Genomic DNA, 20,663 nt, shown 5'->3' on the forward strand with positions numbered 1-20,663 from the left:
TTTAATTCAAATCGTACAAATAGCCAAAGTCATATGACAAACAAACCAATGAGTCGGCTATTTCTGCCACAATTTATGCGTCGGTCGTAGCAACCATTGTGATAATTGGCGAATACTTTGATCAAATATACGTTGCTGTAGCAATACACAAGTCAAAATTGACAGCACCACACAGACCAATACTTCCACAGCCACAGGCAAATTGAGCTGAATCATTCGTGCCAGCCAAATCACCACAAAACCATGTAACAAATACACAGGCAAAGTGTTTTGCCCCAAGCGCATAAAGCAGGTTCCTAGATGCTGAAATAACACCAGAAGCGTGAGTACACCCCAACTTGATAGCAATAAACACGCTATACGAGTCAAACTTCCTTGCCAGATATCCACTTTGAGCTGAGCATAACTCAAACTGCCATACCACCAGAATTGACTTAAATTCGTCCAATACAGAATAAGCACGATGAAACCAAGACTTAGGCTTGCCCAGAGTACCGCGTGATTCTGCTGTTGTAACTTTTGCATGATGGGCTGACCATAACGATACCCCAACACAAAAAAAGGCAAGAAGACACAAATTCTGCCAATGGAATAGGCATAGTTATTCCATGGCGAAAAACCAATGCCTAAAGCAATCAGCGCCGCGAGCACAAGGGCAAAACGGTTTGCATGGAACACATGCATAAATAACGTCCAAGCCATCATCCCCATGAGATACCACATCAGCCAATACGGACGTTCAAACAAACTCCAATGCCATTGCCCAGACATAACTGCATCTGATGCCAAGTACAACAGTTGAAAAGGCACATAAAGCGCAATAAAAAAGATGAGGTTTTTGAGCCAGTTTTTATCTTTATACAACATGCCAGAAATAAAAATAAAAGCAGGCATATGTATGGCATAAATGGTTTCGAGCAGTAACTGATTACTCGCTTGTGACCAACCGATCATACGCTCCAGAAAATGCCCCAACACCACCAGAAAAATTAGACCTGCTTTGGCAGTATCAATCGCGTCATTTCTCATCTATACATGCAATTAATTTGAAATATGTTGCTAGTCTAACATCTGTATTTCAAGTTACTTCATATCCATCATGCTGAATCATCGGGATAAAATGAATCCCCTTTTGTTCAGTCGCATAACCAGAGATGACCAAGCCAAATTTCAAGAGCATAGTTCAGTAAAAAGTACGCGTGCCCTATCCCATCTTTCACCTCATTCATTAAAAATCTAAAACTAGAAAAGATTAACTTGATAATCTTAATGACAATTCAACAGGTTAAATTACCCATTGGCAGCACAAACCAGATTTATCAACATCGATATGCTATACCTATCAACATAAGAATAACTGAGCCTTTTATCATGTTAGATTTGTCACAAATTTTCGCATTTGCTTTGGTGAGCCTAGCAATGGTCCTCACCCCTGGCCCGAATATGATTTACCTGATTTCACGTTCAATTTCTCAAGGAAAAACAGCAGGTTTCATTTCTTTAGGCGGTATCGCTCTGGGCTTTGTCTTGTATATGCTTTGCGCTTCTTTCGGGATCACAGCGCTCGTTGTCGCAGTTCCATATGCTTATGACACGATTCGTATTGTAGGGGCTGTCTATTTACTCTGGTTGGCATGGAAAGCTTTACGCCCCAATGCAGCTCCTATTTTTAGTCTCAAAGATTTATCTATCGATTCACCGTTAAAATTATTTTTAATGGGCTTTTTGACAAGTTTACTTAATCCTAAAATTGCGATTATGTATTTGTCGTTATTGCCACAATTTATTCACCCACAACAAAGCAGTATTTTAGCGCAGTCTATTCAACTCGGTACAATCCAAATTTTTGTCAGCGTTTCAGTAAATGCAGTTATTGTTTTTTCTGCCGGTAGCATTGCACTTTTTCTACAGCGAAAACCACTTTGGGCAAATGTACAGCGTTGGCTCATGGGCACAGTTCTCGCTGGGCTTGCAGTACGCATTCTTCTGGAAAGTCGCCGTTAGACTGTCATATCAAAACCAGCAGATGGTGACAGGCAACGTTCATCCTCATTTTTAGCGTGGATAACCTTGACCAAATAAGTTCATGCTACACTTTGCACAGTCTTCACTTTTTCAAACTAATTATATCGTTATGAGCCAAGCACAGACCTATACACCTGGTGAATTTCAATGGTCATTCCTCCATCCTAAATATTGGGGAGTTTGGCTTGGCATCGTTTTCTTAATGATACTGGCAATTTTGCCGTGGGCAATTCAATATCGCTTAGCCACTTTTCTGGGAAATTTAGCATTTAATAAACTGAAATCCCGCCGTAAAACTACGCTGCGCAATTTAGAAGTCTGTTTTCCAGAATGGAGTCCAGAACAAGTCCAAGACAATGCTCGTCAGGTCTTTGTTGATCAAATGCTCGGTGTGTTTGAAACCCTTAATGCTTGGTACTGCCCACAATGGTTTAAAAAACGGGTCACTATTGAGGGTTTAGAACATATCCAAACCGCGCAAGCAGCGGGTAAAGGCGTCTTACTGCTCGGCACTCATTCCACCTTACTCGATGCAGGCGGCTATTTATGTGCACAATATTTTGAACCCGATGTGGTGTATCGTCCACAAAATAACCCTTTGTTAGACATGCTGATTTATCGTTGTCGTGCCACGATTTACGCCAATCAAATTGACCATGATGATATGCGTGGTCTGATTCGTAATTTAAAAAATGGACATGCCATTTGGTATAGTCCAGACCAAGATTTCGGTTTAAAACAAGGGGTGATGGCGCCCTTTTTTGGGGTGCCTGCCGCAACTGTTACGGCACATCGACGTCTATTAAAAATTTCTAAAGCTGTTGCTGTTCCCCTGTATTTTTATCGCCACGGTGATGTGGCAAATCCAAAGTATCATCTGTTAATTGAACCAGTGGTAGACAACCTACCTAGTGAAGATGAAGTAGATGATGCAGCTCGGGTAAATCAAATTATTGAACGACAGCTTCGAATTGCACCGACTCAATACATGTGGTTTCACCGTCGCTTTAAAACCCGCCCAGAAGGGTATGAAAAAATTTATTGATCAACTGTATCGGGGAGAAAGTATGATTTCATCCTCGATATTTTGATTGATACATTGGCTTGAACGGCACAACAGGACAAAAAGGATAAACTCAATGAAGGTGATGCAGCTTCTTCCTGAACTGAATAGCGGTGGTGTTGAACGTGGCACACTCGAAATTGCCAAAGCGCTGATTAGTCAGGGGCATGAGTCATTGGTGGTTTCCAATGGTGGTCGTATGGTGGCGCAACTCGAAGCCGAAGGCTCTACCCATTTAACCTTGCCCATTCACAAGAAATCATTGTCCAGTCTGTGGCAAATTCGTCCATTACGTCAACTTATTCAGCAGCATCGTCCAGACATTGTGCATGTCCGCTCACGCGTTCCTGCATGGTTGACTCATTTTGCCTTAAAAGGGATTCCTGCAACTGATCGCCCGCACTTGATAAGTACCGTACATGGTTTCTATTCGATTAATCGTTATAGTGCAATTATGACGCAAGCGGAAAAAGTCATTGCGGTTTCGGACAGTGTGGTGCAGTACATCACCGAACATTATAAAAATTGCCCTCCGCAAGATATCGTGCGTATTTACCGTGGTATAGACCCCAAAGCATTTCCACATGGCTATCAACCGTCAGTACAGTGGATTCAACACACCTTAAAAGACTATCCACAACTCGAACATAAGTTCCTCTTGTGCTTACCAGGTCGAATCACGCGTCTGAAAGGGCATGAAACCTTAATTGAATTAGTACAGCAACTACATACGCAATTCCCCTACCTGCATGCCATTGTGGTTGGCGGAGCTGATCCGAAAAAAGCCGCTTATTTGGATGAACTACAACGCAACATTCAAAGCAAAGGCTTAGAACATCAGATTACCTTCGTCGGTCACCGCTCTGATATTCGTGAATGGCTCGCCTACAGTGATGTGGTCTTGTCTTTATCAAATCAGGCAGAAACCTTTGGACGTACCGCCTTAGAAGCCTTGTCCGTGGGTACACCTGTGATTGGCTGGAAAAGAGGTGGGGTTGCTGAAATTTTATCTTCAGTTTATCCGCAAGGACTCATCCCTGTTGATGATCAAGCTAAACTTATTCGTGTCATCCAACATCATATTGAACAGCCTCAACACGTGGCTCCTGTCACGCAATTTAGCTTGCAAGACATGTGTGATCAGACTTTAGCACTTTATCAACGTATATTGGAGTCGTCATAATTTTTAAATAAATTTCGGGTATCTTAAAACACATAACCCGAGTTCTGCTTCCTGCAAAACTCGGGCATATGAGGTTGTGCTTTCAATCATAATTCTTGTTTTAGTGTTTGGTCGTCCTAACCAGCCATCATTTCCGTGATGATTTTCCTTCAGCGTCGTCTTCCTTAGTGGGATGTTCCGTTCCCTGTTCCGTGTGCTGATGAAATAAGAATAAAAGAATTCTTATCGTTCGACCATTCGTCAGAGACCGAAACCTTTGTAAGCAATTTCCTACACAATTTCTCATGCAATTTGTTTACTGCTTCTCGTTTTTATAATCCTGTGCAATTTCATCCGTTACTATTTTTTCTTCTCGCTCCGCTTTTTCAATCCCTTCTTGTATGGCAATCTGAGCTTCTTGCTCATCTGCATCCGTTTGCTCCAATTCCTCTTGCTGTTGCTCAAATAGACGTCCCGTTTGTAATTTGACATAGATAGGAAAGTGATCTGAACCGATATGCGGTAAACGCTGCATTTGAATGAGAGCAAAATCAGTACTGTGAAACACATGGTCGAGAGACCAGCGTAAAAAGGGATAATCGGCATGAAAAGTATTCACATAATGCCGCCCAACTCGCGGGTCGAGTAAGCCACTGATCCGTTGGAATAGACGCGTCGTTCGTGACCAAGCCACATCATTCAAATCCCCCATGACAATACAGCTTTGATCCAGCTCTTTGATTTGATCACCGATAATCAACAATTCAGCATCTCTTAACGTTGAATCCTTGGCTTCAGTCGGACTAGGCGGTTTCGGATGTAGACAGTACAACTGCACAGGCTGCCCTGAAAGCAGCAGCACAGTAGTATGAATGGAAGGAATTTCATCACTTAAAATAAATTTCACTTCTGTATCGATGAGTTTCAAGCGACTATACAAATGCATGCCATACAGGTTATCTAAGGGAATCGGGACACAATAAGGATAATCCGCCTCAAGCACCTGTAATGCCTGTTGCCAACACTGATCTGTTTCTAAGGTCAAAACCAGATCGGGTTTCAATTGAGTAATTTGTGCAATTAATAAGTGATATTGTGTATTGGGTGTGAGTACATTCGAAACCAATAATGAAATCTGCCGCTCGGGCTGCAATTGCTCGTGAGAAACAGTCTGAACCTGTTTTTTCCACACGAAGGTATAAGGTAAAACCATTTTTAACTGATATGCCAAGGCTGCGATTAACGCGACGAAAATCAATTCACGTTGTAAATCCCAAGGATTAGGCCAAAAGATCAGTAAAATAAAGGCCAGAAGCCCAAGTGCTAAAATTTGTAGTCGTGGAAAATCGGCTCCGCGAATCCACCATTCATCACGCGGAATCAATGACCAAAACGTCAGAATCACCACAACAGCCGCCAAGATTTCCACCCAAATCATATTGTTTTTCTCAATCTATTCCGTTTGGTAAACTAAATCTGGACTAACTTTATCAATTCTGTATGTATCATAAACAAGTTATTTCGTTCAATTATAGTGATGTTTTACTTATGTAGTACTTGCAGTTGTGGTCGCTTTTGATACACTCAAACCCCTTTTAAATTTTTAACGCACCGAGGCAAAATGACATGAAAGTAGGTCTGGTCGGTTGGCGCGGGATGGTTGGTTCTGTCCTTATGCAACGTATGGTTGAAGAGAATGACTTTGCTCACTTTGAGCCATTCTATTTTTCTACCAGTAATGCAGGTGGTGAAGCCCCTGCATTTGGTGGTAAGACTGCCCCAGCACTTATGGATGCGACAGACATTAACAGTCTGAAGCAAATGGATGTCATTATTACCTGTCAAGGTGGCGACTATACCTCTGAAGTCTTTCCAAAGTTAAAAGCTGAAGGCTGGAAAGGCTATTGGATTGATGCAGCTTCTACCCTGCGTATGGAAGATGAAGCCATCATCGTGCTTGACCCTGTCAACATGAACGTGATTAAAGATGGTTTAGTGAATGGCACTAAAACATTTGTCGGCGGTAACTGTACCGTTTCACTGATGCTGATGGGCTTAGGTGGTTTATTCCAAAATAACCTTGTGGAATGGGCAACCTCAATGACCTATCAAGCGGCTTCAGGTGCAGGCGCGCAAAATATGCGTGAACTGATCTCTGGTATGGGCTATTTGTACAACAACACCAAAGATTTATTAGATGACCCACGCTCTCCAATTTTAGACATCGACTCTAAAATTGCTGAATTACAACGTGGTGAAGGTTTCCCTTCTGCAAACTTTGGCGTACCGTTAGCGGGTTCCCTCATTCCGTATATCGATAAACAGCTTGAAAGCGGTCAATCGAAAGAAGAATGGAAAGGTCAAGTTGAAACCAACAAAATCTTAGGCAATCAGCAGATTGTTCCAATTGATGGCCACTGCGTCCGTATTGGTGCCATGCGTTGTCACTCACAAGCAGTTACGTTGAAATTGAAAAAAGACGTGCCGCTAGATGAGATTGAAGACATGTTACGTAGCGCGAACCAATGGGCGAAAGTCGTTCCAAATACGCGTGAAGCTTCAATGACTGATCTGACTCCTGTTGCAGTAACAGGCACACTTAGCGTTCCTGTAGGCCGTTTACGTAAACTGAATATGGGTAAAGAGTACCTCGGTGCATTCACTGTGGGTGATCAACTGTTGTGGGGTGCTGCTGAACCACTACGCCGTATGCTACGTATTCTAATTGATTTTAAAAATGCATAAGCATTTTTAAATTTTCAAACAAAGCCGATCAATTATGATCGGCTTTTTATGTAACTAGAATGTTATCCATTTACAATTCCTCAACATCTCGGTAATGTATAATTCTCTCGTTGCGATATATGACCAGAGTCAAAACTAAGATGACTGTATATAACAAATTAAAAATTGCTATTCTCGCCATTATTGCATCGCAAAATCTTCACGCGATTAGTATTGATCCATTACAGATCCAGTCTGCGCCTGGAGAATTACTCTACGCAGAAATTCCATTTCATCATGCAAAAACCGATGAGCCTGTTCAAGTCAGCTTGGCGACACCAGAAGATATCAATACCTTAGGTGTTGTTCATCAACCTCCAGGTCATCTGAATTTCTTTTCTCGACAAAACAGTTCAGGTGAGGGCGTCATTACCATCACGTCATCTCGTCCATTGACGGAATCTGAGCTGAATATCGTGGTGCGTATTCAGGAAGGTAATGCGGTACATTTACGCCATATTCGTACACCGATCCAACGTACCACTGCACCTAAGCCGATGTTTAGTGCCAAAGCCAATGAAAAAGTGCTTAGTCCAATCATGATTGTGAGTGAAAAGGATATTGCGCTTAACTTGCCGACCAGTGCTCAACTTCAGCCTCCTGAAGCAGCACAACTGAATCCAATGTCCAATTCAGTTGATTCACTAAAACTAAAAACAATACAACCGCCAAAGTTGGCAACAGTGACTGACTCAAATGAAGCGCCTATCGTCGTTTCTAGTTTAAATACCGCGAGTACACCAGCAGCACAGGCCAAAGTGCTTACCGAAACTCAGACTGACTCAGCAAAGTCAACGACAAGCATTGCCAAAAATACCTCCAATACGGCAAATCTAACCCCTAAACAGTCATCTGCCCCGCAAGTACAGCAGTATCAGAAACGTGCGGAAACAGCGAAAGTTTCTGCTGCATCAGCTCAAGCAACAACTTCAACACCCAAATTACCAACTGAACCAAAGCCAGCAACCATCAAGCCTGCTCCTACTGCGGCAGTAGCTGACGTGAAAAAAGTTCAGCCTAATCAGCATACCGTACAAAACAATGAATCGCTTTGGGCAATTGCACAACGGGTTGCCACTGAGCAAAATCGTCCAATTGGTGAAGTGATGCAGCAAATTAAAACCCAAAACTCGCATGCATTTATTCGGGGTGATATCAATCGATTACGTCGTGGGGTGACTTTAAACTTACAAACCAATACCGCCAATAAATCCCAACAAAAAATTGTGGCTCCACCCAACACAGTGGCAAAACAATCTGGAAAAGCAAAATATCGCCTGAATCAAGCCGAAATGAGCTTAGTGGCAGAAAAGAACCCCGAAACCACCAATGGAACAGCAAAGCAGAAAGCTAAGAATGAGCAAATATCAAATGAATTGTCATTAAAAGTTATGACATCTCGGGAAAAAACCGTTAAATTACAGAGAAACGTAACTCAGCTGGAATTGGCACTACGTCAAAAGGACCAAAGAATTCAATTATTAAATGCTCGTCTTGCACAATTGCAACAACAGTTGAAAGCACAACAAGCACAGAAAAAGCCAAACAGCTAACGTGTTATAAATTTTTTAATATTAGAATCAGTGTCTTAAGATTACATTTGATTCGTAAGGGGTAAAACATGCTGATTTATGTGATTCCGTTTATACTTTTGTTAGTCGTGGCAATTGTTTTAAAAAAACGAGAAGCTAGTAAAGAAGCCGATACGGCACCAAAAAAAACGACTGCGGCTCGTAATAAAGCCAAAACTCCTGTAAATAAACGGAAAACCCCACAAAAAACCCAAGTGGTGGAAGATCCAGTTATTGAAAAAAAACAGGAAACACCACTAAGTAACGAGTTACGCAGCCAAATTCAAGGGCAAATTCGTGATCGCAATTACTTTGCAGCAGAAGCACAAATTAATCAGGCACTGAATAAAGATAATTCCCAACATGAACTTTATTTATTGTTATTAGATATCCATCTAGAACAAAAAGATGAATTTGCGGTTAGCCAATTATTCAATCATTTACGCTCGCTTGAACTTGAAGAAACTCTGGCGCTAGCGGAACAGAAAAAAGCTGAACATGAAAAAGAGCATCTTTCATCGGTAGACACTATCGACTTTCAGCCGCAAACGCTTTCAAGCTATGCTGAACCAACCCCTGCGGCACAAAACGCACCAGATTTTGATGCACTCATTGAAAATAAAGTTACAACATCAAGTTCTTTTGATCTGTTGCAGGCGGAAACACCTAGTACCTCTCCTGTTGAAGAAAAGCCGTTAGAGTTTAAGTCTTTCAGTGTAAGCCCTGAAATCATTGAACCTACCATAGAACCAACACCAGAATCAGATGCTCCGTCTCTGAAATTTGATGATTTAGTTGAGCTGAAACCTCAAGTTGAAGAACCAGTTCAGGTACAAAAAGAAAGTGAATTAGCTGTTACTGAACTTAAAGATTTAGAATTTTCGTTTAATTTAGATCCTGCACCAACAACTGAAGCAGTCGTTGAAACTGTTACTGCACCGATAACAGAAAAATCTGAAGATCAGCCAGAATTCAAATTTTCGTTTGATCTTGAACAACCAAGTGCTGAAAAAGCAACGACGCAAGTCGAGGTGCAATCAGAAGTATCTACTATGTCTTTTGACTTAGAGTCACCAAAGACAGATCTTGCAACAGCACACTCGATTCCTCAAGACATGACGGAAACAACAGACTTTGCCACGTCTGCTGTACAAACAGATGTTCATCTACAAGATCCACTGGTGCAATCTTTTCCAGAACTTGGACAAATCAATGAAAGCACATTGAATTTAGATTTAGTACAACAGTATATTCAACTCGGCTCTTATGAAGCAGCTCGTCAACTGTTTGCTGAGAGTTCGAATAATTTTTCAGCGGAACAGCAGCAACGCGCGGAACAGTTACTGAATCAAATAGCATCTTAAGGCATTTCCCTCTACTATAAAGCAGTCATACATGACTGCTTTTTTTATGATGAAAAAAATTGCTTTGATTTATATGGGTGGGACCTTTGGCTGCGTGGGTGAACCACTGAGCCCTATGCCTGCTGATGAGTTTCTACCTCAACTTAAGAAAGTCTTACCTCTGGATTTGACCGTTGAATGCATGATTGCACCTGTCATTAAAGACAGTAGCGCCTGCACACCTGCCGATTGGTTACAGTTAATACAATTTGTACAACGGCTCCAATTACAACAGTTCCAGCATTTTGTGCTTATCCATGGCACAGATACCATGAGTTATGCCTGTGCCATCCTCTCTCGATTCCTAGGACAATCCGCGCATGTTGTGCTTACGGGTAGCCAATATCCTCTACTCAATATTCAGGGTACCAACACACGTGAATTTACCGATGCCATCGACAACCTAAGCTTTGCATTACATGCCGTTCAAACTCAACCCGTTGGCGTATATCTTGCCTTTCATCAGCAGTTATTTCATGGACGCAGTGTTTTAAAACAACACACCACGGAACTTGATGCTTTCTCAGGGCTAAGTAGCCAACAAGAACTGCGTCAACCCGAGTCGGCTTATCCAGTTCAAGCTGAAGATCTAATCAAAGCCAATCAATTCAATTGTCTAAATCTTATGATGCAACCCATTGCATTAGATCAGCAATTACAAAACATTAAGACTATTGCACAACATCCGCCTAGTTTTCTCATTTTACAAGGCTTTGGTACAGGCAATATCTCAGTCAATGCAGACTGTATCGAATGCTTTAAACAGCTACGTCAACAAGGTTGTATGGTTTTACTTACCACTCAGGTCAGCTTTGGCAAAACTGACCAACGCTATGCGATTAGCAGTTGGATTCAGGATGCTGGTGTAGTGGTGAGTGATTGCATCAGCCATGCAGACTTATATGCCAAAGCGCTGTTGATGTATCTCAAGCATGATTCCATTGATCAATGTTTCACCCATTGGCATGACTCGGTTTAATCAAAGGTAAATAGATCTATGCAACGTTTTGCCATTGGCATTGAATTTTCAGGCGCAGGATATCGTGGCTGGCAAACCCAACAAGCCGGGGTAATCAGTGTGCAAGAAACACTTGAAACTATCCTGAGTAAAGTTGCAGCCGAACCCATTGCACTACATGGCGCAGGTCGTACTGATGCAGGTGTACATGCAACCAATATGGTGGCTCATTTCGATACACATGCAATCAGACCTCTACGTGGCTGGTTAATGGGTGCCAATAGCCAACTACCTAAAGACATTGCCATCCAATGGATTAAGGAGATGGATCATGAGTTTCATGCCCGTTTCAAGGCTCAAGCACGTCGTTATCGCTATGTGGTCTATAACCATCCACAACGCCCTGCTTTACTGCATAAACAAGTAACCCATGCACACTACACATTAGATGTAGAAAAAATGATTGCTGCTGCAAAAAAGTTTGAAGGTACACATAATTTTGAAAGCTTTCGTGCTGCGGCTTGTCAGTCCAATCAACCTGTGCGCCACGTGAGCCATTGTCGCTTAATTCGACATGGCGCATATTTGGTGCTGGATATTCAAGCCGATGGCTTCTTACACCATATGGTGCGTAATATTATGGGCTGTTTGCTGGAAATTGGACAAGGCATGTATGACATTGACCATATTGACCATATTTTCGCTGCACAAGATCGTAAAGCAGCGGGCGTAACAGCCCCACCCGATGGCTTATATTTTATTCATGCCGATTATCCAGCGCAGTTTGATTTACCCAAAGTGCCTTTAGGTCCTCATTGGTTAAACATGCCAGATTAATGCTCTACATATAATAAAAAACCTCCACATGGGAGGTTTTTTAAATTTTAAACTAACGCTGTTTACGTTTTCGATATTCAACAGGTGTTTCATTGGTCCAGCGCTTAAATGCACGATAAAACGTACTCGGCTCTGAAAACCCGGTCAAATAAACAATCCGCTCTACACTTTCATTGGTATTCGCAAGCAGCCTTTTCGCTAAACGACAACGATAGTCCGATAGAATCTGCTGAAAACTGGTATTGGCTTCACTCAGTTGGGTACGTAAACGACGCGGCGTAATATTTAAATGTACAGCAACCGTTTCTAAAGTGGTTTCACCGCTTTCTAAGGTTGAACCAATCGCACGGCGTACCTCACCTACCAAATCATAGCGCGCCAATTCTTGCAGTTTTTCAATTGCCAATTGTTCATGCAATTGCAATAACTCAGGTTCGGCCTGCCACAATGGATAAGCCAAAATCGCAGGATCAAAATAAAGCCGTGTTTCTTTTTGACCCAAGCTCACAGGACACTCAAAGACACGGAAATATTCGTCATCTGGTGCACCTTGAGAAAAATTAAAGTCGATATACAGCGGCTGAAAACGTCCTTCCGTAATAAATTTAAAAAAGCGCAAGATCCCTGACATAGCACATTCAGAAAAATGTCGATTAATTAAATTTTCCGCCCACGGCTGCTCACCATTGGTCAAATAACAACGATCATCTTCAACAATCAAACGGGCATGAAAGGCATCGCTAATTAAACGCTGATAGGCCAAAGCACGCTTAAGACCTTCACCAAAATTTTCACTACTAATAAATAAATGTTCAATCACCTGCCCACGATATAAAGGCAAATGCTCACCCAAATGCAAACCGATATCAGGGTCCTTACTGACATCTTCGGCTGCTGTCCAAAAAGCAAACTGCGCATTTAATGGGGTACGATCATTGGCCTGAACTTGATTTAAGGCGACCCCTGCTTTTGTTAAAATTTCTTCGGTTGGTAATCCTGAACGACGAATCGCCTGATAGCCCAATCGTAGTACAACCGATGCATCCGTTAGCTGACCCACGCAATGACCTTCCTTGTATGTGATTCATTTATACCTAAAACAATAAATTTAGATTAACTGCGATTGACCAAACTGACAACATCTATAGTCAAATTTTTCCGGATTTTTTTGAAACCGCCAGTTCGCTTAATTTACTGCCAGCTAACACGTTCTCAAGGGTTTGATTCTTGATTTTTTCTAAAAAATTGACTATAATTTGCCCCTTTCCAATTTGATCATCAGGTAGGCTATGGCCAATAAAGAGGAACTCATTGAGTTCGAAGGCGTTGTCACCGAAACGCTTCCTAATACGATGTTCCGTGTACGTTTAGAAAACGGTCACGAAGTGATTGCCCACATTTCTGGTAAAATGCGTAAACACTATATCCGCATTTTAACTGGCGACAGTGTGAAGGTAGAAATGACCCCTTATGACCTCACGAAAGGTCGTATCACTTATCGTGCACGCTAAGCTCTGATTAGTGAAAGCAAAAAAAGCCACATCATGTGGCTTTTTTTATATCGAGATCTTCTACACCTATTCACTTAAACGTGAGGTTTTACAGCCCACCGTTTGACATTCACGTAAACGTTCTTGTAACCAGTGGTTACGATCCTGAGTGGTGGTTAAACGACACTGCACATTAACAGTACTTTGTACGTCATCGGTACACTCCGCATCGCGCTGACGAATCCATGCCAATTGTGACTTTTTCAACGTTTTTTGTTGTGCTGCATTCAGTTGTTTACGTAATTGTTGATAGTTCTTATTCAAATCGGCATCTGCACTGGCATAAATTTTATTGGTGCAGTAAATATCATCATAGGTGTTACGAGCATTGTCACAGTTATCTGCATAGCTGAAGGTTGCCATCGCCCCGCAGAGGAGAGCCAATATGATTTTGCGCATGAAATTGTCCAAATCGCTTTATTATATGGCCTATCTAAGCATATTTTGCTGAACTTGAACATTGCCCATAGACAGACAAGGTTGTATCTTTTTTATCTCTGCGCTGTACTGCTCTAGACAGTAATTTGCTTTTGACCTTGCATCAAAAAATTACTACAACCCATCATTCTTCTCTATGAGTCAGACATCCTACTGAACGAATAAGCCTGAGTCCCTCGAGTCTGCACAAGCTCATTTACCGCCTGTTATGGGTAAATCTTCCCCCCCATAAAAAACGCAGCGATGGCTGCGTTTTTTACACGACAAAGAGATTATGCGAGTGCAGCAACTACAGCCTGCCCCATCTCCACTGTACCTACTTTATTCATTCCTTCCGACATGATATCCGCAGTACGTAGGCCCTGATCCAAAACTTGTCCTACCGCGTCTTCAATAGCCTGTGCAGCAGCCTCTTCACGGAAGGTATAACGCAACATCATGGCAACCGACAAAATGGTCGCCAATGGGTTCGCCACGTTCTGACCTGCGATATCTGGTGCCGAACCGTGACACGGCTCATACATGCCTTTACCATTTTCATCTAAAGAAGCTGATGGCAACATCCCAATTGAACCTGTCAACATGGCTGCTTCATCTGACAAAATATCGCCAAATAAGTTACCCGTTACAATCACATCAAACTGCTTAGGCGCACGCACCAACTGCATGGCTGCATTGTCGACATACATATGTGACAAATTAATTTCAGGATATTGCTCTTCTTTTAATGCGGTAACGGTTTGCTTCCAAAGCTCTGTCACTTCAAGGACGTTGGCTTTATCGACTGAACAGACTTTGCCACCACGCAAACCAGCTAACTCAAAAGCCACTTTCGCAATACGCTTAATTTCTGACTCTGAATAGACATCGGTGTTAAAGCCTTGCTTCTCGCCATTTTCCAATTCACGAATACCACGTGGCTGACCAAAGTAAATCCCGCCTGTTAATTCACGTACAATCAGAATATCCAAGCCCGCAACAATTTCAGGTTTTAAGCTCGATGCATCTGCCAATTGTGGGTAAAGAATCGCAGGACGTAAATTTGCAAATAAATTCAATTCACTACGAATTTTCAACAAGCCACGTTCTGGACGAATTGAGCGCTCAATGCTATCCCATTTAGGACCACCCACAGCACCTAACAAAATTGCATCGGCTTTTTTTGCCTGTTCCGCTGTCACTGCTGGGTACGGTTCACCATGTGCATCAATGGCTGCACCACCCAATAGGCCATGTTCCCATGTGAGACCTAAATTAAATTTTTCATTGACTCGATCGAGTACATGCTCTGCGGCCTTGACAATTTCAGGACCGATACCATCACCCGCCAAAATCAAAATTTGTTTAGACATGAGAACTTCCATTATTTCATCAGTACTAGGACTGTTTAGAGATTAAATTTTTTGCTCTACAAACTCACCTAACCCAGTTTGCGGGTCATACGGTCTGCAAAAGCGACGAATTGTTTTTTGTTCTTGCTGCAAATCTACGCACAGTGGGTCTGGAGCAGATGCATTCAATAAACTGATATGTTGTCGAGTTCGATCCCGATACATTTTAAAGGTATAGCTTTGTTTGGCTTTAAACGCATGAATCACATGCAAAGTTTCTGCTCGATCTGGTGAAATTGGATAAAATCGAATCACCAATTCTTGTTGTTTCGCAGGCGCAGATAAATACAATGCATTCGGCTGATTCAAGGTTTTGGCTTGTAAACGAACCAAACCTTTATCAATTGCTTCAGAATTTACTCGATGGGTTCGCGCATCGACAATAAAAATGTCGCCTAAACGCTCAAACTCACAATTATGTGTTCCAGAACAATAAATTAAAGCATTTGATGATGGGCTTTCGGCATATTCCACTTGCTTAATGCGAGCACTATCTACCCACTGGCATGCGCTCAGTGTGCTGAACAACAATCCCGCAATAACACATTGACCGAAAACTTTCGTCATTTTGCTAGCCCAACCTTGCGTAATAAAGCATTTATCATGTTGATTATGCCCCGATGTTAGCAAGAGTTGGGCGGTGTTGTCATGACTAAATATGCAACCTTTAGCCTTGGATTTCTTGGAAAACCCAAGGTCGTGATTGTTTGGTTTTCGCTTCATAAGCACGGATATCATCTTGTACTTGTAAAGTTAAACCAATGTCATCTAAACCGTTCAATAAGCAGTGCTTACGAAATGGATCAACTTCAAATTTGAATGCTTCACCATTGGGTGTACGTACTTCTTGTGCAGCAAGATCAATCGTAAGTTGATAACCTTCTGTCGCAGCACATTCTTTGAAAAGTTGATCGACAATTTCTTCAGCCAAAATAACTGGCAACATGCCGTTTTTAAAACTGTTATTAAAGAAAATATCGGCATAACTTGGTGCGATCACGGTACGGAAACCGTATTCTTCCAATGCCCAAGGTGCATGTTCACGGCTTGAACCACAACCGAAATTGGCACGCGAAATAAGAACCGATGCACCTTGATAACGTGGTTGATTTAAGATGAAATCTGGATTTTTGGGACGTTTAGAATTGTCCTGTCCTGGATAGCCTTCATCTAAATAACGTAATTCATCAAATAAGTTATCGCCAAATCCTGTGCGCTTAATTGATTTTAAAAACTGCTTTGGAATAATTAAGTCGGTATCGACATTGGCACGGTCTAATGGTGCAACAATACCTTGTTCAACGGTATAAGCTTTCATGTTTTGCTCCCCTTAGTCCAATTAGAATGTACGAACATCAACAAAATGACCTGCAATCGCCGCGGCGGCTGCCATTGCTGGACTCACCAAATGTGTGCGCCCACCATTGCCCTGACGACCTTCAAAGTTACGGTTTGAAGTCGAAGCACAATGTTCACCCGGCTGTAATTTATCGGCATTCATTGCCAAGCACATTGAGCAACCTGGTTCACGCCATTCAAAACCTGCATCAAGGAAAACTTGATCTAAACCTTCTTCTTCTGCCTGTTTTTTGACTAAACCAGACCCTGGAACCACCATGGCTTGCTTAATGCTTGCAGCTACTTTACGACCTTTCACCACTTCTGCCGCTGCACGAATATCTTCAATTCGTGAATTGGTACATGAACCAATAAATACACGATCCAATTGAATATCCGACAATGCTTGACCCGCTTCTAAGCCCATGTAGTTATAGGCACGTGTCCAGTCATTGCGCTGCACGTCATCTTTCGCTTGTGCCAAAGTCGGTACCGCTTGCGAAACTGGAATCACCATTTCTGGAGAAGTTCCCCAAGACACCTGTGGCTCAATCTCTTCGCCTTGTAATACCACGACGGTATCAAACTCAGCATCGGCATCAGAATGTAAAGTGTTCCAATACTCAACCGCCGCATCCCATTGTTCTGCTTTTGGTGCATAAGGACGGTCTTTCACATAGGCAATGGTTTTGTCATCAACAGCGACCATACCCACACGTGCACCCGCTTCAATCGCCATGTTACATACGGTCATACGGCCTTCAATGGACATATCACGGAACACTTGACCACCAAATTCAATCGCGTGACCCGTACCACCTGCTGTGCCAATTTTACCAATGATCGCTAACACCACATCTTTTGAGGTTACGCCCTGCCCTAAAGTACCGTCGACACGAACCAACATGTTCTTCATTTTTTTCTGAACCAAGCATTGGGTTGCCAATACATGTTCAACTTCTGAAGTGCCAATCCCGTGCGCCAAACAGCCAAAAGCACCATGAGTTGCCGTATGCGAATCACCACACACTACCGTCATACCTGGCAAAGTTAAACCTTGTTCTGGCCCAACGACATGTGCAATCCCTTGACGGATATCATTAATTTTAAATTCAACAATATTGAAGGCTTCACAGTTGTCATCCAAAGTTTGCACTTGAATACGTGAAGTATCATCTTCAATCCCTGCAATTCCTTGCTCACGCTCTTTCTTTGAAGTCGGTACGTTATGATCAGGAGTCGCGACATTCGCACTTAAACGCCAAGGTTGACGTCCAGCAAGTTGTAAACCTTCAAAAGCTTGCGGTGAAGTCACTTCATGCAATAAATGACGGTCGATATAAAGTAAGCACGAACCATCATCACGTTGTTTTACTAAGTGGTCATCCCACAATTTGTCATATAAGGTTTTGCCTGCCATGTCGACGCGCTCCATAGAACTGGGTAATTTCTTTACTTTAAGTGATTATAGCGCTGAAATAATATAAATCTAATTTATCATTTTTATAAATTTAAAAACTTTTTGGAATAATTTAAGCCCCCATTTATCATCTAACTATCCGATCAATTTAAAAAATATATTCGTTTTAACAAATCAAACGAAAATCATTATTATTTACTTATTCCCCACAGCTCAAGGCATGACGCATGGCACACCTTTATCACTTTGTTCAACACAACCAACGCACTTTAAAGAAAACTTTTAGTTATTACATTATGCATATAAGTGTCGCGATGTTGGTCGGATACTGTGTGACAGGTAGCCTGATCATGGCAATCACTTTAAGTTTACTCGAACCTACAGTACAAGCATTTGCCTTTTTCTTCCACGAAAAAGTCTGGGATAAGCAAACAATAACCGCAACGCAACCTTAAGAATCCTGCGTGTAATCCAGTATGTCCTTGAGCTTGAGTTCCTCTTTGCACCCTCCCTCGGGTGCTTTTTTATTTGATTAATCCTTAAAGTTTCTAAATAATAGAATATATATAAAAAAACTTTATGGATCTCCACAATGAATTTGGCTGCCTTTGAAGCATTTGTAAAAGTCATGGAAACAGGTTCAATTTCTTTAGCGGCGGACCAACTGTTCATTACCCAACCTGCGGTAACCAAACGTATTCATAGCTTAGAAGATTATTTTGGGGTGAAATTATTTGAATCGGCAGGACGTGGCGTTCAAGCGACCCACGCTGCACATTCTTTATTACCGAAAGTTAAAAACTGGTTAAATGAACTCGGCGATATTCACCATACCCTGAGCCATGAACAAGGACAGGTACAAGGTAAACTCAAGATTGGCACCAGTCATCACATTGGTCTGCATCATCTGCCGCATCATTTACGCCATTATGTACAACAATTTCCACAAGTCACCTTAGATGTACATTTTGTCGACTCAGAACAAGCACACGAGCAAGTCCTTGCAGGTGATTTAGAACTGGCTTTCCTTACTTTACCTCCACAAGGCGATCATCGACTCAATTATGTCACCATTTGGAATGATCCTCTGGTGTTCGTTGCAGCCCCCTTTCATCCCTTGGCACAAAAGAAAAACCTAAAACTGGAAGATTTAATTGCCTATCCAAGTTTATTGCCCTCTGCCCAAACCTATACCAGTCAAATTACCTTAGCAGAATTTGAAAAACAGGGATTAAAGCCGAAAATTACCATGAGTAATAATCCACTAGAATCTATTCGGATGTTGGTTTCAATTGGTCTAGGCTGGTCAGTCTTACCACAAACCCTGCTCAATCAAGATTTACAGCAACTCGACATTCGGTTTGAAATGAATCGTCAATTGGGCATGGTTTGGCACCCTGGACGTACCCAGTCGAAAGCAGTACTAGAGCTGATTGAAATGATGAAATAACAGAGTGAGCCTTCAGTAATCGCACTGCCGTAGAAGGCTCAACAAGTTAGGTAACTGAATCTTCATGCAACGATTCATTCAACTGATCCACGACAATCGCCCATTCTCCATCGGACTGAATTTTTTCTTCTAAAAATTGACGTTGCGCTTCGCTCCAATAATCTGCCTGTACAAGATGCGTCTGTGCATTCAGTTGATGGGTCACAATAAATAACGCAATTGCATCTTCACTCGCGTCTAAACCGAGCTGTTCAAATAAATGTGTCATTCTTGGTCGAACTTGATTCATGCTCATGTCCTTCAGTTTTCTTATTTTCCCAATTAGCATATCAACTCAACAGCCTAAAAACTGTTAAATCTCTTTAATCTGTCCATGAAAAAAGCATAGGCGGATTTCAATCCCCTATGCTTGTTCATCAAAATCTACTAAAAACGCTTTAGCTAATCGACCAATCTTGAATAGCCCAACCTTGTTCTTTGGCCAAAACTTCTAGACGATCATCTGGATTCACCGCAATCGCATGGTCTGCATATTCCAACAGAAAACGATCATTGATGGAGTCAGAATAAGCCCAAGACTCTTTGACTTCACGGCCCGCCAACCATAAATCTAAACGCGCCAATTTGCCTTTTTGGTAGCATGGAATATTAATCACTTTACCCGTGTATTTTCCATCAACCACTTCAGCATTGGTGGCAATAATTTCAGTAATACCAAATTCACGAAAAATCGGCGCAGTAATAAAATCTGAAGTGGCGGTAATTCCGACCAAGGCATGGCCTGCTTCACGATGCTTTTCAATAGCAGCGAAACCCTCAGGGCGCATTTGAGGACGAATCACTTTCTGCATGAACAATTCATGTAATTCGGTTAAATACTGGTTGTCATGCTGGGTCAAAAATTCAAATACAAATTCATTGTAGGCAATCGGGTCTAATTGCCCTGCCTTATAGTCTTCATAAAATTTGTCGTTCATTTGACGATGGCGGATGGGGTCGACCAGTCCTTCATTGACTAAAAACTCTCCCCAAGAATGATCTGAATCGGTATTCAGTAAGGTGTGATCGAGATCAAATAGCGCCAATTTCATGAAAATACTCGTAAAAACTGAAATTTAAGAAAAAAATTGTAAATCTATCTCCGCTAGTCGATAGAAATTCGTTAAGATCATAGCAATTTTAACATTTTAGCTTTGTTTTGGTTCGAGTTGGATAAAGAAATAACAATCCCCGAACGCGAAGCCACAATATTACACAAAATTTAGGTAGCCAA

General features: G+C 41.8%; 21 protein-coding genes. 11 read left to right on the plus strand and 10 right to left on the minus strand.

Annotated elements, in window-relative coordinates; all coding sequences use genetic code 11:
• Positions 1-57: 57 nt before the first annotated feature.
• Positions 58-1,029 carry an acyltransferase family protein gene (locus tag M5E07_RS13960; protein ID WP_252220132.1) on the minus strand — a complete coding sequence of 324 codons (972 nt, stop codon included), beginning with the start codon at positions 1,027-1,029 and terminating at the stop codon, positions 58-60.
• A gap of 342 nt (positions 1,030-1,371) precedes the next feature.
• On the opposite strand from M5E07_RS13960, the gene M5E07_RS13965 reads away from it, so the two are divergent.
• The 3 genes from M5E07_RS13965 (at position 1,372) to M5E07_RS13975 (ending at position 4,271) form a co-directional block, all read left to right on the plus strand.
• Positions 1,372-2,004 (plus strand): LysE family translocator, encoded by a 633-nt coding sequence (locus M5E07_RS13965; RefSeq protein ID WP_252220135.1) that lies wholly within the window; start codon positions 1,372-1,374, stop codon positions 2,002-2,004.
• Between the two features lie 130 nt (positions 2,005-2,134).
• Entirely contained in the window at positions 2,135-3,070 is a 936-nt protein-coding gene (gene lpxL, locus M5E07_RS13970) for an LpxL/LpxP family Kdo(2)-lipid IV(A) lauroyl/palmitoleoyl acyltransferase (protein WP_252220138.1), read from the plus strand.
• Positions 3,071-3,164: 94 nt separating this feature from the next.
• Positions 3,165-4,271, plus strand: a complete 1,107-nt coding sequence (locus M5E07_RS13975; protein WP_252220141.1) for a glycosyltransferase family 4 protein — start codon at positions 3,165-3,167, stop codon at positions 4,269-4,271.
• A 295-nt stretch (positions 4,272-4,566) separates the two neighbouring features.
• Here M5E07_RS13975 and M5E07_RS13980 read toward each other — a convergent pair whose 3' ends face one another.
• Positions 4,567-5,688, minus strand: coding sequence for an endonuclease/exonuclease/phosphatase family protein (locus M5E07_RS13980; RefSeq protein ID WP_252220144.1), 1,122 nt, complete (start codon positions 5,686-5,688; stop codon positions 4,567-4,569).
• 188 nt (positions 5,689-5,876) lie between these two features.
• On the opposite strand from M5E07_RS13980, the gene asd reads away from it, so the two are divergent.
• From asd to truA, 5 genes are all read left to right on the plus strand, one after another.
• On the plus strand, positions 5,877-6,995 hold the full coding sequence (gene asd / locus M5E07_RS13985; RefSeq protein ID WP_252220147.1) for an aspartate-semialdehyde dehydrogenase: 1,119 nt from the start codon (positions 5,877-5,879) through the stop codon (positions 6,993-6,995).
• A 140-nt stretch (positions 6,996-7,135) separates the two neighbouring features.
• Positions 7,136-8,587, plus strand: coding sequence for a FimV/HubP-related protein (locus M5E07_RS13990; RefSeq protein WP_252220150.1), 1,452 nt, complete (start codon positions 7,136-7,138; stop codon positions 8,585-8,587).
• Positions 8,588-8,655: 68 nt separating this feature from the next.
• The gene (gene fimV, locus M5E07_RS13995) at positions 8,656-9,969 is read left to right on the plus strand and encodes a T4P machinery localization factor FimV (protein WP_116758665.1); all 1,314 of its coding nucleotides are present in this window, start codon (positions 8,656-8,658) and stop codon (positions 9,967-9,969) included.
• Positions 9,970-10,015: 46 nt separating this feature from the next.
• On the plus strand, positions 10,016-10,987 hold the full coding sequence (locus M5E07_RS14000; protein ID WP_252223847.1) for an asparaginase: 972 nt from the start codon (positions 10,016-10,018) through the stop codon (positions 10,985-10,987).
• 18 nt (positions 10,988-11,005) lie between these two features.
• Complete coding sequence (gene truA / locus M5E07_RS14005; RefSeq protein ID WP_116758666.1) at positions 11,006-11,803, plus strand: tRNA pseudouridine(38-40) synthase TruA; 798 nt, start codon at positions 11,006-11,008, stop codon at positions 11,801-11,803.
• A gap of 52 nt (positions 11,804-11,855) precedes the next feature.
• Here the strand turns inward: truA and M5E07_RS14010 are convergent, their stop codons facing one another.
• Positions 11,856-12,863: an AraC family transcriptional regulator gene (locus tag M5E07_RS14010; protein WP_116758667.1), complete on the minus strand. Its 1,008-nt coding sequence runs from the start codon at positions 12,861-12,863 to the stop codon at positions 11,856-11,858.
• Between the two features lie 229 nt (positions 12,864-13,092).
• Between M5E07_RS14010 and infA the strand changes: the two genes are divergently transcribed.
• Positions 13,093-13,314 carry a translation initiation factor IF-1 gene (infA, locus tag M5E07_RS14015; protein ID WP_001284370.1) on the plus strand — a complete coding sequence of 74 codons (222 nt, stop codon included), beginning with the start codon at positions 13,093-13,095 and terminating at the stop codon, positions 13,312-13,314.
• A 66-nt stretch (positions 13,315-13,380) separates the two neighbouring features.
• On the opposite strand, the gene M5E07_RS14020 is transcribed toward infA, so the two are convergent.
• The 5 genes from M5E07_RS14020 to leuC form a co-directional block, all read right to left on the minus strand.
• Positions 13,381-13,752, minus strand: a complete 372-nt coding sequence (locus M5E07_RS14020) for a lysozyme inhibitor LprI family protein (protein ID WP_116758668.1) — start codon at positions 13,750-13,752, stop codon at positions 13,381-13,383.
• A gap of 311 nt (positions 13,753-14,063) precedes the next feature.
• Positions 14,064-15,143, minus strand: coding sequence for a 3-isopropylmalate dehydrogenase (leuB, locus tag M5E07_RS14025; protein ID WP_116758669.1), 1,080 nt, complete (start codon positions 15,141-15,143; stop codon positions 14,064-14,066).
• 42 nt (positions 15,144-15,185) lie between these two features.
• A complete protein-coding gene (locus M5E07_RS14030) occupies positions 15,186-15,749 on the minus strand; it encodes a hypothetical protein (RefSeq protein ID WP_116758670.1) in 564 nt (187 codons plus the stop codon).
• Positions 15,750-15,849: 100 nt separating this feature from the next.
• Positions 15,850-16,500 (minus strand): 3-isopropylmalate dehydratase small subunit, encoded by a 651-nt coding sequence (gene leuD / locus M5E07_RS14035; protein ID WP_116758671.1) that lies wholly within the window; start codon positions 16,498-16,500, stop codon positions 15,850-15,852.
• 21 nt (positions 16,501-16,521) lie between these two features.
• Complete coding sequence (gene leuC, locus M5E07_RS14040) at positions 16,522-17,940, minus strand: 3-isopropylmalate dehydratase large subunit (RefSeq protein ID WP_116758672.1); 1,419 nt, start codon at positions 17,938-17,940, stop codon at positions 16,522-16,524.
• 227 nt (positions 17,941-18,167) lie between these two features.
• On the opposite strand from leuC, the gene M5E07_RS14045 reads away from it, so the two are divergent.
• Positions 18,168-18,395, plus strand: a complete 228-nt coding sequence (locus M5E07_RS14045) for a DUF2061 domain-containing protein (RefSeq protein ID WP_116758673.1) — start codon at positions 18,168-18,170, stop codon at positions 18,393-18,395.
• 137 nt (positions 18,396-18,532) lie between these two features.
• A complete protein-coding gene (locus tag M5E07_RS14050) occupies positions 18,533-19,390 on the plus strand; it encodes a LysR family transcriptional regulator (RefSeq protein ID WP_116758674.1) in 858 nt (285 codons plus the stop codon).
• Between the two features lie 46 nt (positions 19,391-19,436).
• Here M5E07_RS14050 and M5E07_RS14055 read toward each other — a convergent pair whose 3' ends face one another.
• Both M5E07_RS14055 and M5E07_RS14060 read right to left on the minus strand, forming a co-directional pair.
• A complete protein-coding gene (locus M5E07_RS14055) occupies positions 19,437-19,679 on the minus strand; it encodes a DUF2789 family protein (RefSeq protein WP_252220153.1) in 243 nt (80 codons plus the stop codon).
• A gap of 148 nt (positions 19,680-19,827) precedes the next feature.
• Positions 19,828-20,481, minus strand: a complete 654-nt coding sequence (locus tag M5E07_RS14060; protein WP_116758676.1) for an HAD family hydrolase — start codon at positions 20,479-20,481, stop codon at positions 19,828-19,830.
• Positions 20,482-20,663 lie beyond the last annotated feature (182 nt).

The organism is Acinetobacter tibetensis (assembly GCF_023824315.1).
GTDB classification, from domain to species: Bacteria; Pseudomonadota; Gammaproteobacteria; order Pseudomonadales; family Moraxellaceae; genus Acinetobacter; species Acinetobacter tibetensis.